Raw genomic sequence first — 20,858 nt, 5'->3', positions numbered from 1 at the left:
TGAGAATATGCATAAGCCATTATCATGTACATCAATTTTAGTCGGTAAGGACGCCACGATCGACGGATCAACCATCATCGCCCGAAACGGTGATTGGTACAACACGTGCGGACCCAAGAAATTAGTCGTAAGACCAGCTCGTAATAAGCCGGATAATCTGTACGTGTCGCCGCTGACCCACGTCAGGATTCCATTACCGTCACGTTCCTACCGCTACATCTGCGAACCCAGTACCTGTGTTGAAAAACAGCTTCACTTACCGCCGTCCAAGTACCCGGTCTATGAAGAAGCCGGGGTCAACGAAAAGGACGTTGCCATGAGCGCCACCGAAACGACCTACACGAACCAGCGCTTTCTGGGTTGTGATCCCTACGTTAAACACGGGGTCAACGAAGAAAGTATGGTTACGATCGTTTTGCCGTTCGTTAATACCGCCCGTGAAGGTGTCCGTCGTCTGGGTGATTTAATCCAGAAGTACGGCACCGGTCAGAGCAACGGAATTGCTTTTTCCGATCACGACGAAGTCTGGTACTTAGAAACGGTTGGTGGTCACCACTGGGCGGCGGTTCGCATCCCTGATGACGCTTATGCCATCGCACCAAACGAGACCAGTATTGAACAGATCGACTTTAATGATCCTGATCATTACATGTATTCACCAGATCTAAAGTCGTTCGTCGAGCAGAATCATCTCAATCCCGATCAAAAAGGATTCAACTTTCGTAAGATCGCCGGGACTGCCGGTGAATACGCGGACTGGGATAATCAGCTCGACATCAAATACAATACTTCGCGTGCCTGGTACGGTCACCTATTATTCTCACCGCATGAGATGAAGTCACTTGGCTTAACTGATCAGCCAACTAGTCAGAAGATCCCCTTCATCATGAAACCGGAACAGAAACTGACGGTGGAAGATTGCGAATATTTCCTGTCTTCTCACTACCAGCAGACCCCCTACGACCCGGTGAAGTTGAAGAAGCCGATCTTTCGGCCGGTCGCCCTTGACCGAAATCAGTTGTCACACGTGATTCAGCTACGGAATGACGTGCCGAAAAAGTACTCCGCATTGATGTGGGTCGCCATGGGACTATTTGCTTTCAGTCCTTACGTCCCCTTCTACGCGAATATCACCAGGACACCCAAGAATTACGCTACTGCTACCAGTAACGTATCACTCGACAGCGCCTTCTGGTTATACAAGACCTTATCCGCACTGGTTAATCCTCACTATCATCAGTTTGTCAACACCGTCAACCTCTACAAAAAGAAGTGCCAAGCGTATGACATTAGTCGGATTAAGCAGACGGATCGTAAGGCATCTAAACTAGATGATAATCAGCTTCAAACCCTGCTGACTAAGTCGTCATGCCAAACTGCTGATCATATTACGAACATTACTAAGCAATTAATTGATAAGATTATCAAAAATTCATTGAATTCACCTAATTTGTACTATTAATGTTATTATTAACGTATACGAGTTAAATTTAGGGAGATTTTACAATGACTCATTTAGAACAATTGCAAAAATGGACAAAGGATCATCATCTGGACTTTACCTACTTAAGTAATCCCAAGACGATCCAATATCTAACCGGATATTATAATAACCCTTACGAACGTGTCATGGGCTTAGTCGTCTTCCCTGACGACGAACCGTTCATGTTCGCACCGGATTTACAAGTTGAAGAAATTCAAAAGAGTACCTTTAACGGCCCAGTATATGGCTATGCCGATGCTGAAGATCCCTGGAGTAAGATCGCAAAACACGTCGAAAAGCGCGTTAGTGATCCGCACCACGTCGGCTTTGAAGCCACTAACTTAGTCTATTCACGTGTAATGGCCTTACAAGGTGCTTTCGAACACGCCAGTTTTGATCACGACGTTTCTGAATTAGTTAAGCAGATGCGAATGGTCAAGACCCCTGAAGAAATCAAGAAGTTAGCGGGTGCCGGTCGTGAAGCCGACTTCTGCTTCAAAGTTGGTTTCCATGCCGTTAAGGTTGGTGCCACCGAAGATCAGATTTCCGCTGAAATCAAGTATGCTTTAATGAAGCGTGGCATTATGTTTAACAGCTTCCCGACCTTAGTCCAAGCTGGTGCCCATGCTTCCGAACCGCATAACTTTACCAGTGAAAACCGGGTCAAGAATAACGAACTAGTATTGTTCGACTTAGGTACCGTTCACGATGGCTACATGTCCGACTCCTCCCGTACGGTCGCAGTTGGTCACCCTGACCAAAAGAAGTTAGACATTTATAAGACCGTTCGTGAAGCTCAGCAGATGGCCATGGACTACGCTAAGCCTGGTGTTACCGCTGAATCTATCGATAAAGTCGCTCGTGACCACATCACTAAAGCTGGCTATGGTAAATACTTCTTACACCGTTTAGGCCATGGCATTGGCCTTAGTACCCACGAATTCCCAACCATTCGTGGCGGCAACAAGACCATCATCAAGCCTGGCATGTGCTTCTCCATCGAACCCGGAATTTACGTCCCCGGCGTTGCCGGTGTTCGAATTGAAGACTGTGTCCATGTAACTGAAACGGGTGTTGAACCATTCACCCACACACCGAAACACTTAATTTATGTTGACTAATTTATAGGGTTCCGCCCCCTTAAACTAGTACCTTCTATCATTTATTATCCATCATTAAAAGACGGTTCATTGATCTGCGTGATTAATGAGCCGCCTTTTTAGTTTACGGAATTGTACACCATTAAAGCGATAAATGGACACAAAATAATATTGATAAGCTAGTAGACTATCAAATGAATGGTGATTAATAAGCTTTATCCACTTTTGGACGTTTAATTCAAAGGAAACCATTATGCATGAAAAAAAGATGAATGTCTTTCAGCTTACCGTTGTCACCATCATCAATATGATGGGATCCGGAATTGTTTTGTTGCCCGCTAACTTAGCGGAAGTCGGTACCATTTCTGTACTGTCATGGGTCATCACCTTTGCAGGTGCGATGGCCCTCGCCTACGCATTTTCCAAGGCCGGACTGTACACTACCAACCAGGATGGAATGGGTGGTTACGCCCAATACGCCTACGGCAAAAGTGGTGCGTTCCTGGCTAACTATACATATGGGATTTCGCTGCTAATCGCTGATGCCGCTATCGCGATCTCAGTCATGGGATACATAGCCGTGCTATTCAACTGGCACCTTGATCCGTTACAGATTGCCTTAGGAACGATTGCCCTGCTCTGGTTTGGGACCGTCCTGAATTTTGGTGGTGCCCGAATGACCGGTGATCTAAGTATCTTCAATATCTTAGGAATCATCGTGCCGATCGTGGTCCTATCAATCGTCGGTTGGTTCTACTTCAGCAGTGCTCGGTTCATTGGTGCCTGGGATCCCCATAATTACAGCATCTTTAAAGGTGTCAGTAAATCCATTCCAATCACCCTTTGGGGCTTCATGGGCTTAGAAACGGCGCCCGCCAACATGAACGTCGCAAAACACCCGAAGCATGATGTTCCGATTGCCGTCGTCTGCGGGACGATAGGTTCAGCTATCTTATATGTAGCTTCAACTAACGTCATTATGGGCATTACTCCACTTGGTAAATTAGCCAACTCGAACGCCCCATTCGGTTTAGTCTTCAGTGAAATGTTCTCACCGATCGTTGGTAAAATCGTTATGGCCGTCATGATTATTTCCTGTTTTGGTTCATTACTAGATGGTCAATGTACGATCGCCGATGTCTTTAAAGCATCGTCGTATGCCGGATACTTCCCGAAGATCTTTAGAGAAACGATTCGTAATGGTTCACCGATCATCGGGATGTTCATCACGACCGGACTCCAAACTTTACTAGCCTTAATGACGATCAGTCCAACCCTATCCAGACAATTCTCAATCCTGGTTAACTTAGCCGTCGTTACAAACGTGGTTCCATATATTCTGTCAATGGGGACCTTGAATTCGATGCAGATCATCGAACGAGCGCCGATCCGGAAACGGACCTTTACTAACGCGATTGCGTTTATCGCGTCAATGTACTGTCTGTACGCACTGTACACTACCGGTCCAGTAGCACTAATGTGTGGTGCCCTAGTAACGTTTGCCGGCTGGCCACTGTATGGTCTAATCTCACATCGATTCGTTAACTTATATTGATATAAACTAACAGCAACTGGAAAAGCGTTGATTTCAACTCAATGAAATCAACGCTTTATTTTTATTTATGATAAATGCTTCAAATAATCACTCTTACTCAACTTTCGTCGAGGCTTACACGGCACGCCATAAGCAACCACACCGGACGGAATATCATGGGTAACTACACTACCAGCACCGATAATCGTGTGAGCACCAATCGTGACACCGCCTAAAATCGTGGAATGAATGCCAATAAAGGCACCATTCCCGATCTTAATTGGCTTACTGATCATCGTTCCGCCTAATCGTTGCCGGTAAATCAACGGATGACTGGTACAACTAATGCACACCTTCGGTCCAATAAAGACGTTGTTACCGATGTCGACCGGTGAAGAATCCTGGATCATACATCCCGAATTAATGTACACCGTCCCGTGCGCACGAATGTTAAAGCCCAAGTCGCAATTGAACGGTGGAACGATTCCCAATTTATCTTCTGACGTCTGATTGGGTTGTAACAACTTTCTACGCAGCACATCTAACTGCTTCGTATCATCCAGCGGTGTATTATTGTACGCCCAGCATAAATTACGAGCCCGATCCTGCAAATGATTAGGTAAATTCTGCCAATTGGTAACGTATCCCTGATGTGAACGCATTAATTTATAATAGTCGATAGTATCATCCGATTCCTAGATTTATTCTCATGTACCCTATTATAAGCCAAAAAGAAAGGGCATTAGCCTCGTTATAATGAGGTTAACGCCCTTTTAATTTATCAAATTTTACTTATTATTTAATCCACTTTACATAGTTCTTATTAGACGTGACGTAATCACCGTTCGTCAATTCAAAACGAGTCTGACGATGGTACTTATTGCCAATGAAGAATACCCTCTTGACTCTAAGCGTCGTCCCGCTATGAAGCGTTCTGACTTGATTCTTCTGAGTGTAATGCGGTGAACGATATTCGATCGCTTCACGAACCAACTTGATCCAGTGCGTCTGGTGACGGTTCAGATCAACCGGCTGCCAATATGAGTTCCGAACATAGTATGGATGACCAGTTACGTAGTAATCATGACCACCATAACTTACGACATAACGAATTCGTTTCGTGCCGTGGTATTGAATCGTGAAGATCCACTTGATGGCCATCGTTAAGCCTTGGCTTGGTTTCAAGACTTTGACTGCGTTCCGTTGACTGAAGACTGGATCAGTGTGGAGCTGAATCCCATTAATAAGCCATAAGTATTTGTAATGGTGTTTATTAGACTCTCTGGTTACAGTTCTACCTTTGTAAATCCCGGTCTGGCCAACGTTAAGAACTTTGACATCCTTTACACTGTGAACGGATGTTGGCAACGTATGACGTCGAGCAATTGGCATCGAACCACGGTGGGATGGTGTCAATGCTTGTTTGGTTTCAAGTGAATTAACCACTGCATTCAATTTGTCAATCTCAGCAGTGTTGTCATTAACCTGAGCCGTATTGTCATTACCAATTACCGTTGGCGTCGTGTTCTGTGGAATCTTGTTCATCTCAGAACTTACGCTGGATTTGTCGGCTTTTGCAGCGTCCAAACTAGTTGCAGCTTTAGAATTATTACTGATGCCAGTACTTGCAGAACTACTCAAATTAGAAACGTCCACTCGCATTGCACCTAAGCCTTTAGACAGACTAGAAATATTACCAGAATTAGTACTTACAGAACTACTCAAGTTATTAATACTAGTTTCTAAAGCACCGATAGATGTACCACTGATTGATCCAGATAAGTTAGCTATATCAGATAAATTACTATTGATGCTTGAGGCATTATTATTAATACTGTTACTCAAACTATTAACGCTAGACTTATCAGCTTTCTTATTATCTAAGCTAGATGCTGCATTACTTGCAGAAATACTTAGTGAACTAGTTATACTGTCAACATAGTATTTAGCATAACTAGATGCATTGCTGTAAGCACTTGAAGCACTTACAGATGCTCTAGAACTAGCAGCATAAATACTGGAACTTACAGAACCAGCTAAACTAGCAACACTTGAACTGGCACTAGCCGATTGACTATTAGCGTAACTTGAAGCATATTTAGATGCATTTGAATAAGCACTAGAAGCACTTGCTGACGCAACAGAACTAAGAGCTGCAATGCTGGAACTAGCAGAAGTGCTCAAACTAGTGATGTTCGAAGCATTATTACTAATACCAGAACTTACTGAGACACTTAAGGCGTTAATACTGGAACTAGCGGAATTACTCAAACTAATAATGCTTGAACTAGTGTAACTCGATGCATAACTGTATGCACTCGATGCGCTGGCGGAAGCTCTGGAACTGGCAGCACTGATGCTGGAGCTTACGGAACTTGCCAAGCTGGATACACTGGCACTGGCACTTGAGGACTGGCTGTTTGCATAACTAGATGCGTAACTTTCAGCATTACTCTGAGCATTCGATGCACTTGCAGAAGCATCCTTGCTGTTAGCAGTGAACTGAGCATTCACGCTACTCTTGTCAGCTTTAGCACTGTTCAAACTACTAATACTCTTAGAGTTAGCAGTGATATTACCAGTGTTCGTAGCGATACTAGTGGCATTAGCAGCAATCTTATTAGCATTAGTCTTAATGGCTGTACTATTCGTAGCAGCACTCTTCAATGCATTGGATGCACTGTCGGATACACTACTCAAACCAGCTTCGTCGTTACTCATCCTAGTGTCAGCAGAATTACTCATCGAGCTCACACTGGTCTTGTCAGCTTTAACACTGTTCAAGCTACTAATGTTGCTGGAGTTAGATACAACACTACCTGAGTTAGCAACTACCCAACTATCAGCACTTTGTGCACTTGCTGAATTAGCAGATACCCAAGCATTGGTTGAGCTTACGGAATTAATAACACTAGTCAGACTAGTCTGATCAGCTTTCGTGTTAATGGCATTAGCTGCCGAAGTACTCAAACTACTCAAGCTAGACTTATCAGCTTTCTTGCTGTCTAAGCTTGATGCGTAACTTAATACACTGGCACTTACAGTACTAATGTTCTGACTATTAGTAACAATACTCTTGGCATTATTACTAATACCTGTACTAGTTGATGAACTCAAACTGGTAATATTACTACTATTATCAGAAATTCCAGTACTAGCGGAACTACTAATGGTAGTAACAGAATTACTTACAGCACTTAACTGCGTAGCATCTGTACTTGCTTGAGTTGAACCATTCTTAGCATTATTCGATACAGAATCAAAGTTAGTTTCAATCGAGCTTACACTCGTTGAATTGTTCTGTACCCATGTCTCAGCAGATTTAGCACTTGCAGAAGCACTGCTCAAATTTGCGGAATTGGATGCGATCCATCCCTTATTAGACGTAGTCTGAGTCGACGTACTACTGATGTTCGCGGAGTTAGCTGAAACATAACTGAATGCATTACTAGCATTATTGGATACCGATAAGTAATTAGTTTCAATTGTGTTGACACTACCAGAATTACTACTGATCCAGCTAGTGTTATCACTAATACTACTGTCGGCTTTCTTCATTCTACTGTCAGCAGAACTGAATCTAGTATCGGCAGAACTACTCAAGCTGGTAACATCAGTCTTGTCAGCCTTATGAGTATTCAAGCTACTGATACTACTAGAATTAGAGGCAATCTGATTACTATTAGCTTTAACAGATCCACTTAACGTAGAAATGTTCTGACTATTAGTACTAATACTGTTACTCAAGCTGTTTACACTACTGCTCAAGCTGGTGATATCACTACTGTTATCATAGATTCCGGTACTAGCGGAACTACTAATGGTAGTAACACGATCACTTAAACTATTAACGCTACTACTTGCGTAACTTTCAGCATTCTTTTGTGCATTTGCGGCACTAGTAGATGCATTAGCACTGTTAGTATTAATAGTAGTCTCATCAGTACCAACACGACTGTTCAAACTGCTAATACTGTTGGAATTAGAACTAATGCTAGATGAATTACTCTTAATACTATTTTCATCGGTACTGATTTTACCAGCGTTTACGCTGGCTTGACTTGAGCCACTGTAAGCATTGTTAGAAACGGTATCGAAGCCACTTACAACTGAACTTACGTTAGCTGAGTTAGCAGATACCCAACTATCGGTCGAGCTTACTGAGTTAACTACACTAGTTAGACTAGTTTCGTTAGCCTTATGTGCGCCTAAGCTACCGATACTTGATGAGTTGGAAGCAATGCTGTTGGCATTATTCTTAATACTAGTTTCGTCAGTTGATACGGATCCACTTAACGTAGAAATGTTCTGACTATTAGTACTAATACTATTGCTCAAGCTGTTTACACTACTCTTATCAGCCTTAGCAGCATCCAAACTACTGATATGACTTGTCACACTAGTAGAATTAGAAGCTACCCACTTATCAGCATCTTCAGCACTGGATGAATTCTTAGCGACCCAACTATCAGCACTTTGTGCACTAGCAGAATTACTGTTAAGCCACTTCATGTTGTTAGTAGCATCAGTGTAAGCCGTGTTCAAACTACTCTGATGAGTGCTGATCCAGTTACTGTTAGAACTAGCCTGGGTGACGGCACTTTCAAAGGCACTTGAACTGCTGGACAAGAACTTACTAGTAGCATTAGCTTCATTAGATACGTTACTGATGTTAGTTTCGTTACTAATAATCCGGTTGGAATTACTAGTAATATTTGCTTCATCACTGGTGAACTTAGTATTAACACTAGTTTCGTCAGTGCCGGCACGACTATTCAAGCTACTAATACTATTAGAGTTGGAAGCAATACTGTTGGCGTTGGCAACAATGCTATTCTTCGCTGAAGTACTTAAACTGCCAATACTGCTACTTGCATAACTTATAGCATTACTCTGAGCATTCGATGCTGAAGCCGCTGCATTAGCACTATCCGTACTAATATCCGTTGAATTGGTACTAATATTAGTTTCATCAGCACTCATCCGTGCATTAGCAGACTCAGATGCTGACGATGCCAAGCTACTTGCATAAGTTGATGCACTAGTGTATGCACTAGATGCATCCTTTGCGGCTTGATCCTCAGCATTACTTTGGGCCTGGCTAGCAAATGAACTTGCGGACGAAACAGCACTATTGTACGAATCCTGAATGTGATCATTCAATGACTTAACGGTACTACTGATTGACGTCTGTGCCGAACCCATCAAGCTATTAGCATAACTAGATGCACTGTTGTAAGCACTGCTCTTAGCATCGCTTGCGAATGAGCTAGCTGAAGCAACCGCACTAGCATAGGATGAGTTAATGTGACTATCAGCTGACGTACTCAAACTAGTAATGTTACTACTATTAATACTTGCGCTCGTTAGGGCACTAACTGCACTGCTAGAAACATTACTTATGTTAGTTTCGTTAGCACTCATCCGTGCATTAGCGGAACTACTCATGGAAGCAGCACTGGTCTTGTCTTCCTTCTTATCATCTAAGCTACCTGCATAACTCTTGATGTTAGAATCAGCCGACGTACTCAAACTACCAATACTGGAGCTTGCGTAACTTTCAGCACTTATCTTTGCATCACTTGCAGCACTAACGGCACTACTGTATGAACTATTAATGTGAGAATCAATTGAGGTCACAGTTGAACTCATCGAAGTATTGATCGAATTCGATGCAGATGTCGTTAAACTCTTAGCATAACTTGAAGCATTACTATAAGCACTTGCTGCTTGTGAATCAGCATAATTTTGAGCCAACTTCTGAGCATTATCTGCATCAGTCTGAGCCTGGCTTAAAGCACTGCTGTAAGAACTATCAATATGACTATTTAATGAACTTACCGTTGAACTTACAGAAGCTTTGATTGATAACGATGCAGCCTTTGACAAACTATCTGCATAACTCGATGCACTAATAAATGCGTTCGATGCACTTGCTGTAGCACTTGCTGATGCTGAAGCAATACTACTGTTAATTGATGTGATTCTTGCTTCAATTGAATTCGATGCCGAACTAGATAACATATTAGCGTAACTAGATGCACTGCTATATGCACTCACAGAATCACTTGCAGCGACAATAACAGCATTTGAATAAGCTGTACTAGCATAATTGCTAGCTGAATTAACTGCACTGGTGTAGGCACTAGCAATACTAGATGCAGCAGACAAGCTTAATGCACTAATACTGGAACTAGCTGATGTACTTAATGCTTGAATGCTAGAACTGGCAGAAGTAGTTAATGCCGCAATGCTTGAAGTATTATTACTAATGCTAAGACTCAAGCTATCAACACTAGACTTATCGGCTTTCTTAGTATCTAAGCTACTTGCGTAACTGGAAGCATAACTCAAAGCTGTGGATGCACTCTTGGAAGCATTCTGACTATCAGTAATAATATTATTACTATTATTATTAACAGACTTAGTTAAACTAGTAAGACTTGTTTCATTATCATTAATACCCTTGGATGCAGAATTACTCAATGATGTAATATCGGCACTAACACTAGTCTTGTCGGCTTTTGATGCAATATTTGTACTATTAGTAGAAATATTTTGAGCATTAGTACTAATATTCTGACTTAAACGGTTAGCATAACTTAATACACTGCTGGATGCACTAGCTGATACACTGTCAACATGACTGCTCAAACTAATAATACTTAAGGAATTGGAATTAATACTAGAGGTATTAGCCTTAATACTATTTTCATCAGTACCTGCACGGCTGCTTAAGGAACTAATGTTCAAACTATTAGAACTAGCACTTGTTAATGCATTTGAAGCGTTATTGGAAACAGAACTGTAATTATTTTCCATAATGCTGACACTGTTGGAATTACTACTAATCCAGCTTTCGTCAGCACCTACAACAGATGAGTTTTCAGATTCCCACTTATCCGCACTTTCTGCACTAGCAGAATTAGAAGCAACCCAACTATTAGTAGATTTTACAGAATCAATTACACTATTAATGTTTTTACTATTAGTGGTTGCTTGATTAGATCCACTCAAAGCATTAGCTGAGGCCGTGCTCAAATCATTGGAATTATCATGAATCCACTGTGAATTAGATGAAGCCTGAGTAACAGCACTTTCAAAAGCTTGAGAACTACCGGCTAAGAATTTACTGGTAGCATCAGCCTCTTTAGATACATTACTCAAATGGCCTTCATCAGAAGCTATCGTAGCGTCTTCAGCAATAAATTTGTTACTAGTTGAAGTGTTCAAGCTACTAATATTATCAGCGTTAGTCTTAACACTGCCTGAATTACTATTAATCCAGCTCTCGTCAGTACTTACACTGCTAGAGTTAGCTTGTACCCAAGAATCAGCATCAGTTGCACTATTATATGCACTAATGAAACTATTAGAATTCTTAGTTACCCAACTACTAGCACTCTGAGCATTATTAGAAATCGTATTAATACTATTTTCAATATTATTAATACTAGTCTTATTACTGTTAATCCACGTAGTATTAGAATCAGCTTCACTAGATACTTTACTACCATAACTACTTACCCAATTATTAGCACTTTGAGCGTTATTGGATATGTTACTGTAATTATTTTCAATCGTAGTAATATTATTCTGATTATTGTTGATCCATTTACTATTAGCAGTAGCCTGGATAGACGTACTAGTAATGTTTGCAGAATTAGAATTAATGTAACTAATGGCATTACTTGCATTGGTATAAACCGAATCAAAACTACTCTTATGTGAATCAACCCAATTACCAGTAGACTGAGCTTCACTCAATGCATTCGAAGCACTAGAACTAACGTTACTTAAACTAGCTGAATTATTAGCGACCCAATTATTGATAATCTGAGTAACACTGGAATTCTTTTGAACCCAATTATTATCATTAGTAATATTGGTCTGATTATCCTTAATCCAGTTACTGTTATTTGATGCATTTGTGTATGCACTAGCTAAACTAGAAGAATTATTAGTAATCCATTTCGAATTAGAAGTAGCTTGACTGGATGCGCTCTCTAAACTACTGGAGTTAGCGTATACCCAACTATCAGCATTTGAGGCACTGCTTCCGTTACTATTAATCCATTTTTCATCAGCAGATACACTACCTTTATTATCGTTAATCCACTGAGAATTATTAGTAATGGTGGTTTCATCATTAGTCATTCTACTTTCATTAGAAGTAAATCGACTATCAACACTGCTTTTAGCACTATCTAAACTACTAATGTGCTGAGAATTAAGAGATACACTACTGGAGTTACTATTTACCCAGTTATAAGCGATTTGGGCGTTGTTACCGTTCTTGGATACCCAACTATTAGCAGTTGATGCATTATTGGATACAGTATCGTAATTGCCTTCAATGCTGTCAATCTTACTATCATTATTAGCTACCCAACTGTCGGCATTTTCAGCCTTAGCTGAATTGCTATTTACCCAATTATAAGCAGTATTTACACTACCAGAATAATTAGCAATCCATACTGAATTAGACGATGCATAAGTAGATACACTACTACCGTACTTAGTTACCCAACTATTAGTATTAGATGCATTACTGGAAACAGTACTGCTATTAGCGTATACCCAACTGTCAGCACTGCTTGCACTAGATGAATTAAGGTGTACCCAGCTATCAACATCGCTGGCACTAGATGAATTACTAGCAAGCCAATTTTCATCAGCACTAATACTAGTCTTATTACTGTTAATCCAAGTAGTGTCTGAACTCAATTCAGTAGAATGAGAACTGATCCAGTTACTATTAGATGATGCATTAGTATAAGCCGTGCTTAAAATACCCGCATTATTTGTAATCCAGGTTTCATTAGATAAAGCTTGTGCAGATCCTTCAGATGCATTAGTAGATGCTTGATTATATTTAGTTTCATCCGTATCGGCACGCTTACTTAAGCTAGTAATACCTTTGGAATTAGAAGAAACAACTGCTGAATTAGCAGCTACCCAACTATTAGTCGACGTTACTGAATTAACTACACTATTAATGCTTGAACTAGCATAATTTACAGCGTGATTATAGGCACTAGTAGCACTATTAGACGCAGTCTGACTATAAGCCGTTACAGATCCAGTCAAACTATTAAGACTAGCTGTATTAGCTTTAATACCTTGATCGGCGGAACCACTCAGGGTATTAACACCTTTACTTAAATTACTAACGTTAGTTTCATCAGTATCAGCACGTTTGCTTAAACTAGTAATATTAGTAGAATTAGATGAAACAAAGTGCGAATTATTGGTAACCCAATCATATGCACTCTGAGCACTATTAGATACAGAATCATAGTTACTTTCAGTACTATCCACAAAGCCGGAATTCTGAGATACCCAGCTATTAGTACTTTGAGTAACTTTTGAATTATTAGTAACCCATGTGTTTGCATTCTGAGCATTACTAGATACTGTACTGTAGTTACCTTCCATACTACTAAGCGACTGAGAATTAGACTGTACCCAACTATTAGCTGATGATACTGAATTAGAAAGACTAACAATACTGTTACTAGTAGCCGTAGACAAACTAGCCACACTTGAACTGGCACTAGATGATAACTGATTTGCATATCTTGATGCATTACTATAAGCACTTGCCGCACTAATACTTGCATAGGATGATGCAACCGCTTCAGCACTTGTTGCATCAGTCTTGGCTTTATTAATTGCATCACTATACGAACTATTAATGTGACTGTCAATTGAAGCAACAGTACCGGCAATCGATGACGATGCAGACGTTGCCAAACTATTAGCATAATTGGATGCACTACTAAATGCACTAGACGCACTTAAAGAAGCACTGGAACTCTCTGCTGCAATTTGTGCATTAGTGTAACTGGAAGCAGATGAGTAAGCATTCTTTTGAGCCGCAGCTGCAGAAGCAGTGGCATTAGAACTGTCATTTTTAATATTGGTTGAGTTTGTAGTAATATTACCAGCATTAGTACTGATAGCTTTTGAATTATTAGTAATGTTGGTTTGATTACTAGTAATGTAACCTTTATTAGTACTAATTGCTGATGAATTAGCAGCAATATTATTTTTATTTGCAAGAATGCTGGTATTCGCAATACCTAATGAAAGTGTTAAATTATTAACCTCAGCAATAAGCGAAGCCAATTCAGACGATACCGCAGATGAACTATTGTAAACCCAACTATCAGCATTCTGTGCACTAGTTGAATTAGCAGCAACCCAGCTATCAGTACTATTTACGCTACTAGCATTATTATTAATCCATGTAGCATTACTACTAGCCTGACTAGAACCTTTTGCTGCTTCACTTGAAGCCGAGCTTAAACTAGCTGAATTATTTTTAATCCAGGTGGAATTACCACTAATGTTAGTTTGGTTACTAGTAATATTACTAGCATTGGAAGTAATATGTTGATTAATAATATCTTCAGCACTTTGGACAGCCTTAGAAGCAGCAATAGAGGCATCATTTAAACTAGTAATCTTTCCTGCATTACTTGTAATATTAGAAGCATTATTACTAATACCATTACTAGCAGAATTGCTTAGGCTTGTAATATGGGATGCATTACTACTAATACCAGTACTTGCCGAACTACTCAATGCACTAACACTGGAACTAGCCACAGCACTTACACTAGCGTTAGCTGAGGCATTTGCACCTTCACCAACTAAAGTCATAGCATTACTGTATGCCATGTAAGCAGATGAATCCTGGCTCAAGGCGTTATATACTTCACTATTTTTGTCACTTATCGTAGCTTCATAACTAGTAACCGCAGTTGATGCACTATTGTATATCTTCGTGTCATCACTAAGCATCGTTGTGGTATTAGGCGATATACTAACTTTAGGATTCGATTGAATCTTAAAGCCATTAAACAATGCATCAATACTACTAATGGAAGAGCCATAAGCACTCATCGACGAATTAATATTATTGTAAGCATCACTAATTAATCCAACTTCGATATATTGCGTGCCTTTTAACGTAATCGTCTTATCTGGATTAATAAAGTAATAATTTTTACTTAAAGACGTATACCCATTAGCTTCACTAGTTGGCAAAGGTAAACTTCTAATCTGCTTAGTGTAACCAATATCAGACGGGGGAATCTGTTTAACAGCAACATCATTATTATTTGGATCAATATAAATGATATTATTCTGATTAGCATTAGGTGTTTTTACAAAGATACCTTGGTTATCAGTTGTATTCCCACTGAACGGATGCTGATCAGGTTCTGTAAACCATGTATTTGAGTATGGATCTTGCTTAGTTTGCTTATACAGGCCAATTGAAGTTGGCGTTGTACCAACCATGAAGACCGGTGAATCGATTTCTAATTTAGTAAACGGATCACCACTAAATATCTTATTCATATCAGTATTTGTAGTTACGGTAGTACCTGGATCAAATGTAATTGAATTAGCATGCTCAACGGCATAATTATTTGAGAAGTTACTTAAATCACCGATAGCATTACCGTTAACAAATTCAAGATTACCTGTATTCTTATCATACTTATAGGTTAATCCATCATTCACCGGAGCGACATCGACTGTTTGGTTAGTACCGTTGGTACCATACTTAAACTGTTCGCTACCATTAATTAAGGTACCGTCGGGGTTAACTAAAGCCCATCCAGCGGGCAATGATGATGGCGATACTAAATAATTATCAGAAGGTAGACCCGATGATGCAAAACCTGCTGGCGCATTCATACCGTCAATATCTCCATAAATATCTTTAAAGCTAACCGTGTTGCTAATGGACTTTGGTGCAACGGTAACACTATAATTTCCGTTCGGCTGATATAATACGTTATCTCCTTTTGTAACACGATACTTATAAGGCACAGAAGGTACATCATTATCAATAGCTGTTTGAGCGCTAGTGTTGTATGGGCCACTAATTGTTGCACGGCCAATGCGCTTACCATTAGCATCTGAATAATTAACGGTACCACTTACAGTATCTGGTTCGACATTGACATAATAAGTTTGACCATCAAACATGAAGGTGTCGCTACCCATCACATGGTAGTGTGGTGAAATACCTGGGGCGTTAGTGTTAGAAATCGTAAATGTAACAGGATTTCTTCCTGACAGATAATCATTACCTGTAAGTACATCACTACCCCTAAATTCATGCGCACTTAAAGTGGTACCATTTAATTTATAAATAATGGTATCGTGTAATTGTTTTGGCGTTACGTATACTTTCAGTGAATGATTTAATGATGTACTCCCATCTTTATTTGTTACCATTGATGTGTAGTTTTGCTTGTCAGTTTCATTTAATACCGTATAACCCTTAGGAACACCCTTTATCAATATCGCTTTTCGCACTAGCATCATATGAGCCATTAATCGTTACTAGACCAACCTGTTGCGGATTAGCATCAGAACCATACTCATAATAAACGGTACTGGTTTCATCATCAGGTTTTATAGGCACATTATGTGTCTGGCCATCATAATTAAATCGATAAGATCTAGGAACCTTGGGGTTCATATTCGTTCTCGTTATATGATAATATCTAGGAATACCAGGGTCGTTAACACTATTAACGATGAATGTGCCATTTACCCCAGTAAGGTAATTATTACCCGTAAATTTATGACTAGCTTGAGTCGTTCCGTCATATTGATAATTAATGGTGTCAGTTACCTGCTGTGGTCTTATCTGAATATGATATGAGCCATCTGATACAATGACACCGTCGATATCCTTATTCTTTAATACATAACCATTAGGGACATGGGATTTTTCTTGAGATGTATTCCCAGTATCTGAAAGTTGAAGAGTATAGATATCTGTTTTACCAGCAGGATAGTCAGAATCAGAATAAATAACCAGACCCTTCGTATTATTTGGCAGAACTTCTACGTCATACGTCCCACCATTATCAACTACTGTAATATCATTCTGATTGTTTAGATGATAATTAGCTGGTACATTTTTACTTATATCAACCTGAAATTCACCATTAGTTGGATCCATAAGTCCCGTTAATTGAACAGGGTTACCAACCTGTTTATTGTTATTATCTTTATCCTGATAAATAATCGTGTCAGGCTTTAATATAGCAGGCTTTACAAACGTGCCTAAATTACCTTTAGTAAAATCATTAGGTTTTGCTGATGTATAAAAATCACCTTGACTATTTTTATCAGATGATTGTTGATACAAATAAGGTAATTTCGTTTTAGCATTGCTTGCTAACGTAGTCTTAGGAGAATTTATCGTTAAACTCTTAATTGATGTATCTGAAAACATATTATTAAAATCAGTAACTTTACCAGTATCAAAGGCATTAGACAAAGTTAGTGCCTGTAATTTATGGTCATTTTCAAACATATCTGACATGTTAGTAACATGGCTAGTATCAAATGAATTACCGAAATTAATTGTATTTAGATCAGAATCACCCTTAAACATGCCAGACATGTTAGTAACTTTACTGGTGTTGATACCATTATCGAACGTAATGGATCTAGCACCTTTAACAAGAGAATTATTTGAAGAAAAGTTACTTAAATCATTAGTATTTATTGTCCCGTTAATGAATTCAATGCTGTTATTATTTTTATCATATTTATAAGTTAAGCCATCGTAGACCGGAGCAACGTCCACTGTCTGGTTAGTGCCATAATTAAACTTTTCGTTACCATTAACTAAAGTCCCATTTGGGTTAACTAAAACCCATTTGCTGTTTGGTGCTGATACAGAATAATCACTAGTTGGTAAATCAGATTTCGTTTTATAGTCTAATAAATTTAACTGTGCACTTAAGCCATCAATATTCCCATAAATATCATTAAATTTAACGGTATTACTAACAGGATTCATTGCAACTTTCACATTATAAGATGCATTTGGCTGATATGATACCTTATCACCACTTACAACATGATATTTATAAGGATTGAAAGGCGCATTATTATCAATAGCTGTTTTAGCACTAGTGTCATACGGGCCATTAATCGTGGCACTACCAATATGATTGCCATTGGCATCTGAATAATTAACAGTACTATTTACAGTATTAGGCGCAATAGCAACATTATGCGGTTGGCCATCATACTCAAAAGTATTATTAGTATCACTGGCTACATGATAGTAAGTCGGGATATCTGGATCATTAGTATTAGAAATAGTAACTGTAGTTGATTTTACTCCTGACCGATAGTCATTACCTCTGAACACATGTGAACTTAAAGTTTTACCATTTAACTGATAATTAATGGTGTCAGATACTTGAGATGGTGTTACCTGAACATAAAATGCTCCTTTTGGCGTATAAATCCCCGTCGTATGTTTTTTATTATCTAAGGTAAAACCTATTGGTACGTTCTTCGGATTATTAATGGCTGATGTTGCATCACTACCATAATTACCTTTAATAACCTGAACACTTTTAAGAGGCTTTTTAATGTCAGAATAGTAATAATAAACCATATCAGGCTCAACATTAGGTGAAACAGCAACGTCATGAGTTTTACCATCTTCTAGCACTGTATCACTAGCAGCCAAATGATAATCCGATGGCACATTTTCACTTACGTTTACCTTATATATCCAGTCGTTACTATCTAAGTAACCTTTGATTGTCAATGGCTTACCAATATTAGTAGTCTTATTTGTTTTCTTATTATTATACTGATATTGGATCGTGTCAGACGTCGGGTTATTAGCCTTATAGAACGTTCCCTTTAATGATGCAGATGCATTTGGACCATTTGTACCATTCATAAAATTATGTGGAGTTGGCAAAGTATAATAATTACCTTTGGGATCTTTCTCATTTGATTGGAGATACATGCCATATGGTAAGTTATTTCTGCCATTAAACTTACTGTCACTTGACGTGACCGTAATCGATTGTAAGTCATTATCATTGGCAAATAATTTAGTGGCATTTTCGCCATTGATGATATTACCTAAAATAATATTTTTAAGATTTTTGTAATCACCAATAAAATCAGATGGTGGTGTAGCTTTAAAGTTAATCGTTGTATTGCTCAAATCGATAGTGCCAATATCACTACTCCATGGATTCCTATTCTTATGAGTCTTCTGATCTATATCACTACCTTTAAGGGTTGCTAAAGCTTTGTTGTTATCAACAATAAACGTTACAGGTTTTGTAAATTTCAATGTCCATTGGACTGGTTGTTGAGCTGGTGCTTTTATACGAGTAATTGTAAAATCACCTGAGTTATATCTACGTGTAACATTACCAAAACGATCAACAGTATAATACTTTGTCTCTGTACCATCTTTTTTAATCTTAGACTCTGGAGGAATTTTATTAATGTGTACATGTACGAAGTCTTCGAGTAATGGACGTTTAAGAAAGTCAAGGCTGGCAACATCATTTTGAGTATTATCAGAGATGGTAATTGTGTTATCACTATTAATTGTTACGAGTAATTCAACCCCGTTATCCAGAATGTAATCTTGATCATCGTTTAAATTATCCGCAATTGGGAACAGTACGTGAGACTTAAAGACGTTAGCAAGGCTTTTGGTATCAGAAAATGGATATACTTGATAATTTGATGGGTCAACTAAGAATATATTCGTACTAACACGACTACCACCTGGAAGTTTTGGATTAGGAATGGTGGTACCAATAAATTTCACATTAGATGGAAACGGGTGCGTTAATTGAGTATCCGTAACACTAGAACCAATAAGGTTCCATATAATAGCTTTAACATTCTTCATATTAGAGGGCGCTGACAAGTCTGTACCAGTAAATACGTAAGTAGCATTAATGACTTTCTTACTCTTAATATTAGCAATAACCGTTGTAAAGTTATTGGGCTTAATATTAGCTAAATAAACTGAACGATAATAATTCAAAAATGTTACAGCTTTAACCTTCGAAGCATCCATGTTGAAAGTCAACGTACCATACATTTTAGTGACATCAATATTGTTCTTAGTTAAAGCGTTATTAATATATTTTGGTATCTCGCTAATATACTCTTCATTATATGTTGTAGCCTTATTCTGATCAAACGTTAACGTTAAATCACTATCATTATAATAGCCGGTCCCAAAGTGAGGGATAGTAAACGGCTTCATCGGCTGGACAGTCGAGTTCTGTACATTTGGTTGACTCGGTTGAACACTAGTCTTATTTGCATTATTTTGCGTATCTAATAACTGTGCACCAAGAACTGGGGTCTGTTGCTGATTACTACCCTTATTAGCGGTCTGATCTTCAGTAGTTAATAAGTGCATATCAGTCTTACCTAATGCGGAATTTTGGCCAGTATATCCCTGACCGTGATTATTACCAGATGACTGCTGAGAAGATAAAGACTGATTTAATGATGAATTCTGTGAGCTATTTGTGGTATTTGTAGATTGGTCCGGTCCAGAATCAGCGGCTAAACGCATCAAGTTACGGTGCATCGTCTTTGAAGTGGCCATGATCGCGTCACTATTAGTGGTCGTATTATGACTGCCAGATGCTGCTGAGCCACCAGAAGCCTGGTTTGAGACTTGGCTTTCAGCTACCGGGTTATTAGTGTGGTTAGCCTCTTCTTCGGCTCGAGCGTTAACGGTAGTGGTAGCACCTGCAGCGCCCAATGCCATCAGAAGAAACGCCGAGATAACGACCCATTTCTTGCCAATCTTATGAAGTAACTTTTTATCATTTTTAATTGAATACTTATGCTTGTTAATCATAATGTGGCACCTTCTTTGTCTGATTCATAATATGAACTGACACTT

General features: G+C 39.1%; 6 protein-coding genes. 3 read left to right on the top strand and 3 right to left on the bottom strand.

Going from position 1 to position 20,858, the window contains the following annotated elements; translation table 11 throughout:
- Positions 1–7 precede the first annotated feature (7 nt).
- From ELX58_RS04475 to potE, 3 genes are all read left to right on the top strand, one after another.
- The gene (locus tag ELX58_RS04475) at positions 8–1,462 is read left to right on the top strand and encodes a C69 family dipeptidase (protein WP_133441962.1); all 1,455 of its coding nucleotides are present in this window, start codon (positions 8–10) and stop codon (positions 1,460–1,462) included.
- Positions 1,463–1,506: 44 nt separating this feature from the next.
- Complete coding sequence (locus ELX58_RS04470) at positions 1,507–2,604, top strand: M24 family metallopeptidase (protein ID WP_133441961.1); 1,098 nt, start codon at positions 1,507–1,509, stop codon at positions 2,602–2,604.
- Positions 2,605–2,836: 232 nt separating this feature from the next.
- Complete coding sequence (potE, locus tag ELX58_RS04465) at positions 2,837–4,138, top strand: putrescine-ornithine antiporter (protein ID WP_174919247.1); 1,302 nt, start codon at positions 2,837–2,839, stop codon at positions 4,136–4,138.
- Positions 4,139–4,203: 65 nt separating this feature from the next.
- Here the strand turns inward: potE and ELX58_RS08095 are convergent, their stop codons facing one another.
- The 3 genes from ELX58_RS08095 to ELX58_RS04450 form a co-directional block, all read right to left on the bottom strand.
- The gene (locus ELX58_RS08095) at positions 4,204–4,779 is read right to left on the bottom strand and encodes a sugar O-acetyltransferase (RefSeq protein ID WP_133441960.1); all 576 of its coding nucleotides are present in this window, start codon (positions 4,777–4,779) and stop codon (positions 4,204–4,206) included.
- Between the two features lie 133 nt (positions 4,780–4,912).
- On the bottom strand, positions 4,913–16,375 hold the full coding sequence (locus ELX58_RS04455; RefSeq protein WP_133441959.1) for a DUF5776 domain-containing protein: 11,463 nt from the start codon (positions 16,373–16,375) through the stop codon (positions 4,913–4,915).
- Between the two features lie 46 nt (positions 16,376–16,421).
- Positions 16,422–20,813, bottom strand: coding sequence for a BspA family leucine-rich repeat surface protein (locus ELX58_RS04450; protein WP_133441958.1), 4,392 nt, complete (start codon positions 20,811–20,813; stop codon positions 16,422–16,424).
- Positions 20,814–20,858 lie beyond the last annotated feature (45 nt).

It is taken from the genome of Acetilactobacillus jinshanensis (genome assembly GCF_004359375.1).
Taxonomy (GTDB): domain Bacteria; phylum Bacillota; class Bacilli; order Lactobacillales; family Lactobacillaceae; genus Acetilactobacillus; species Acetilactobacillus jinshanensis.
This window is presented reverse-complemented; position numbering and strand designations above follow the sequence as displayed.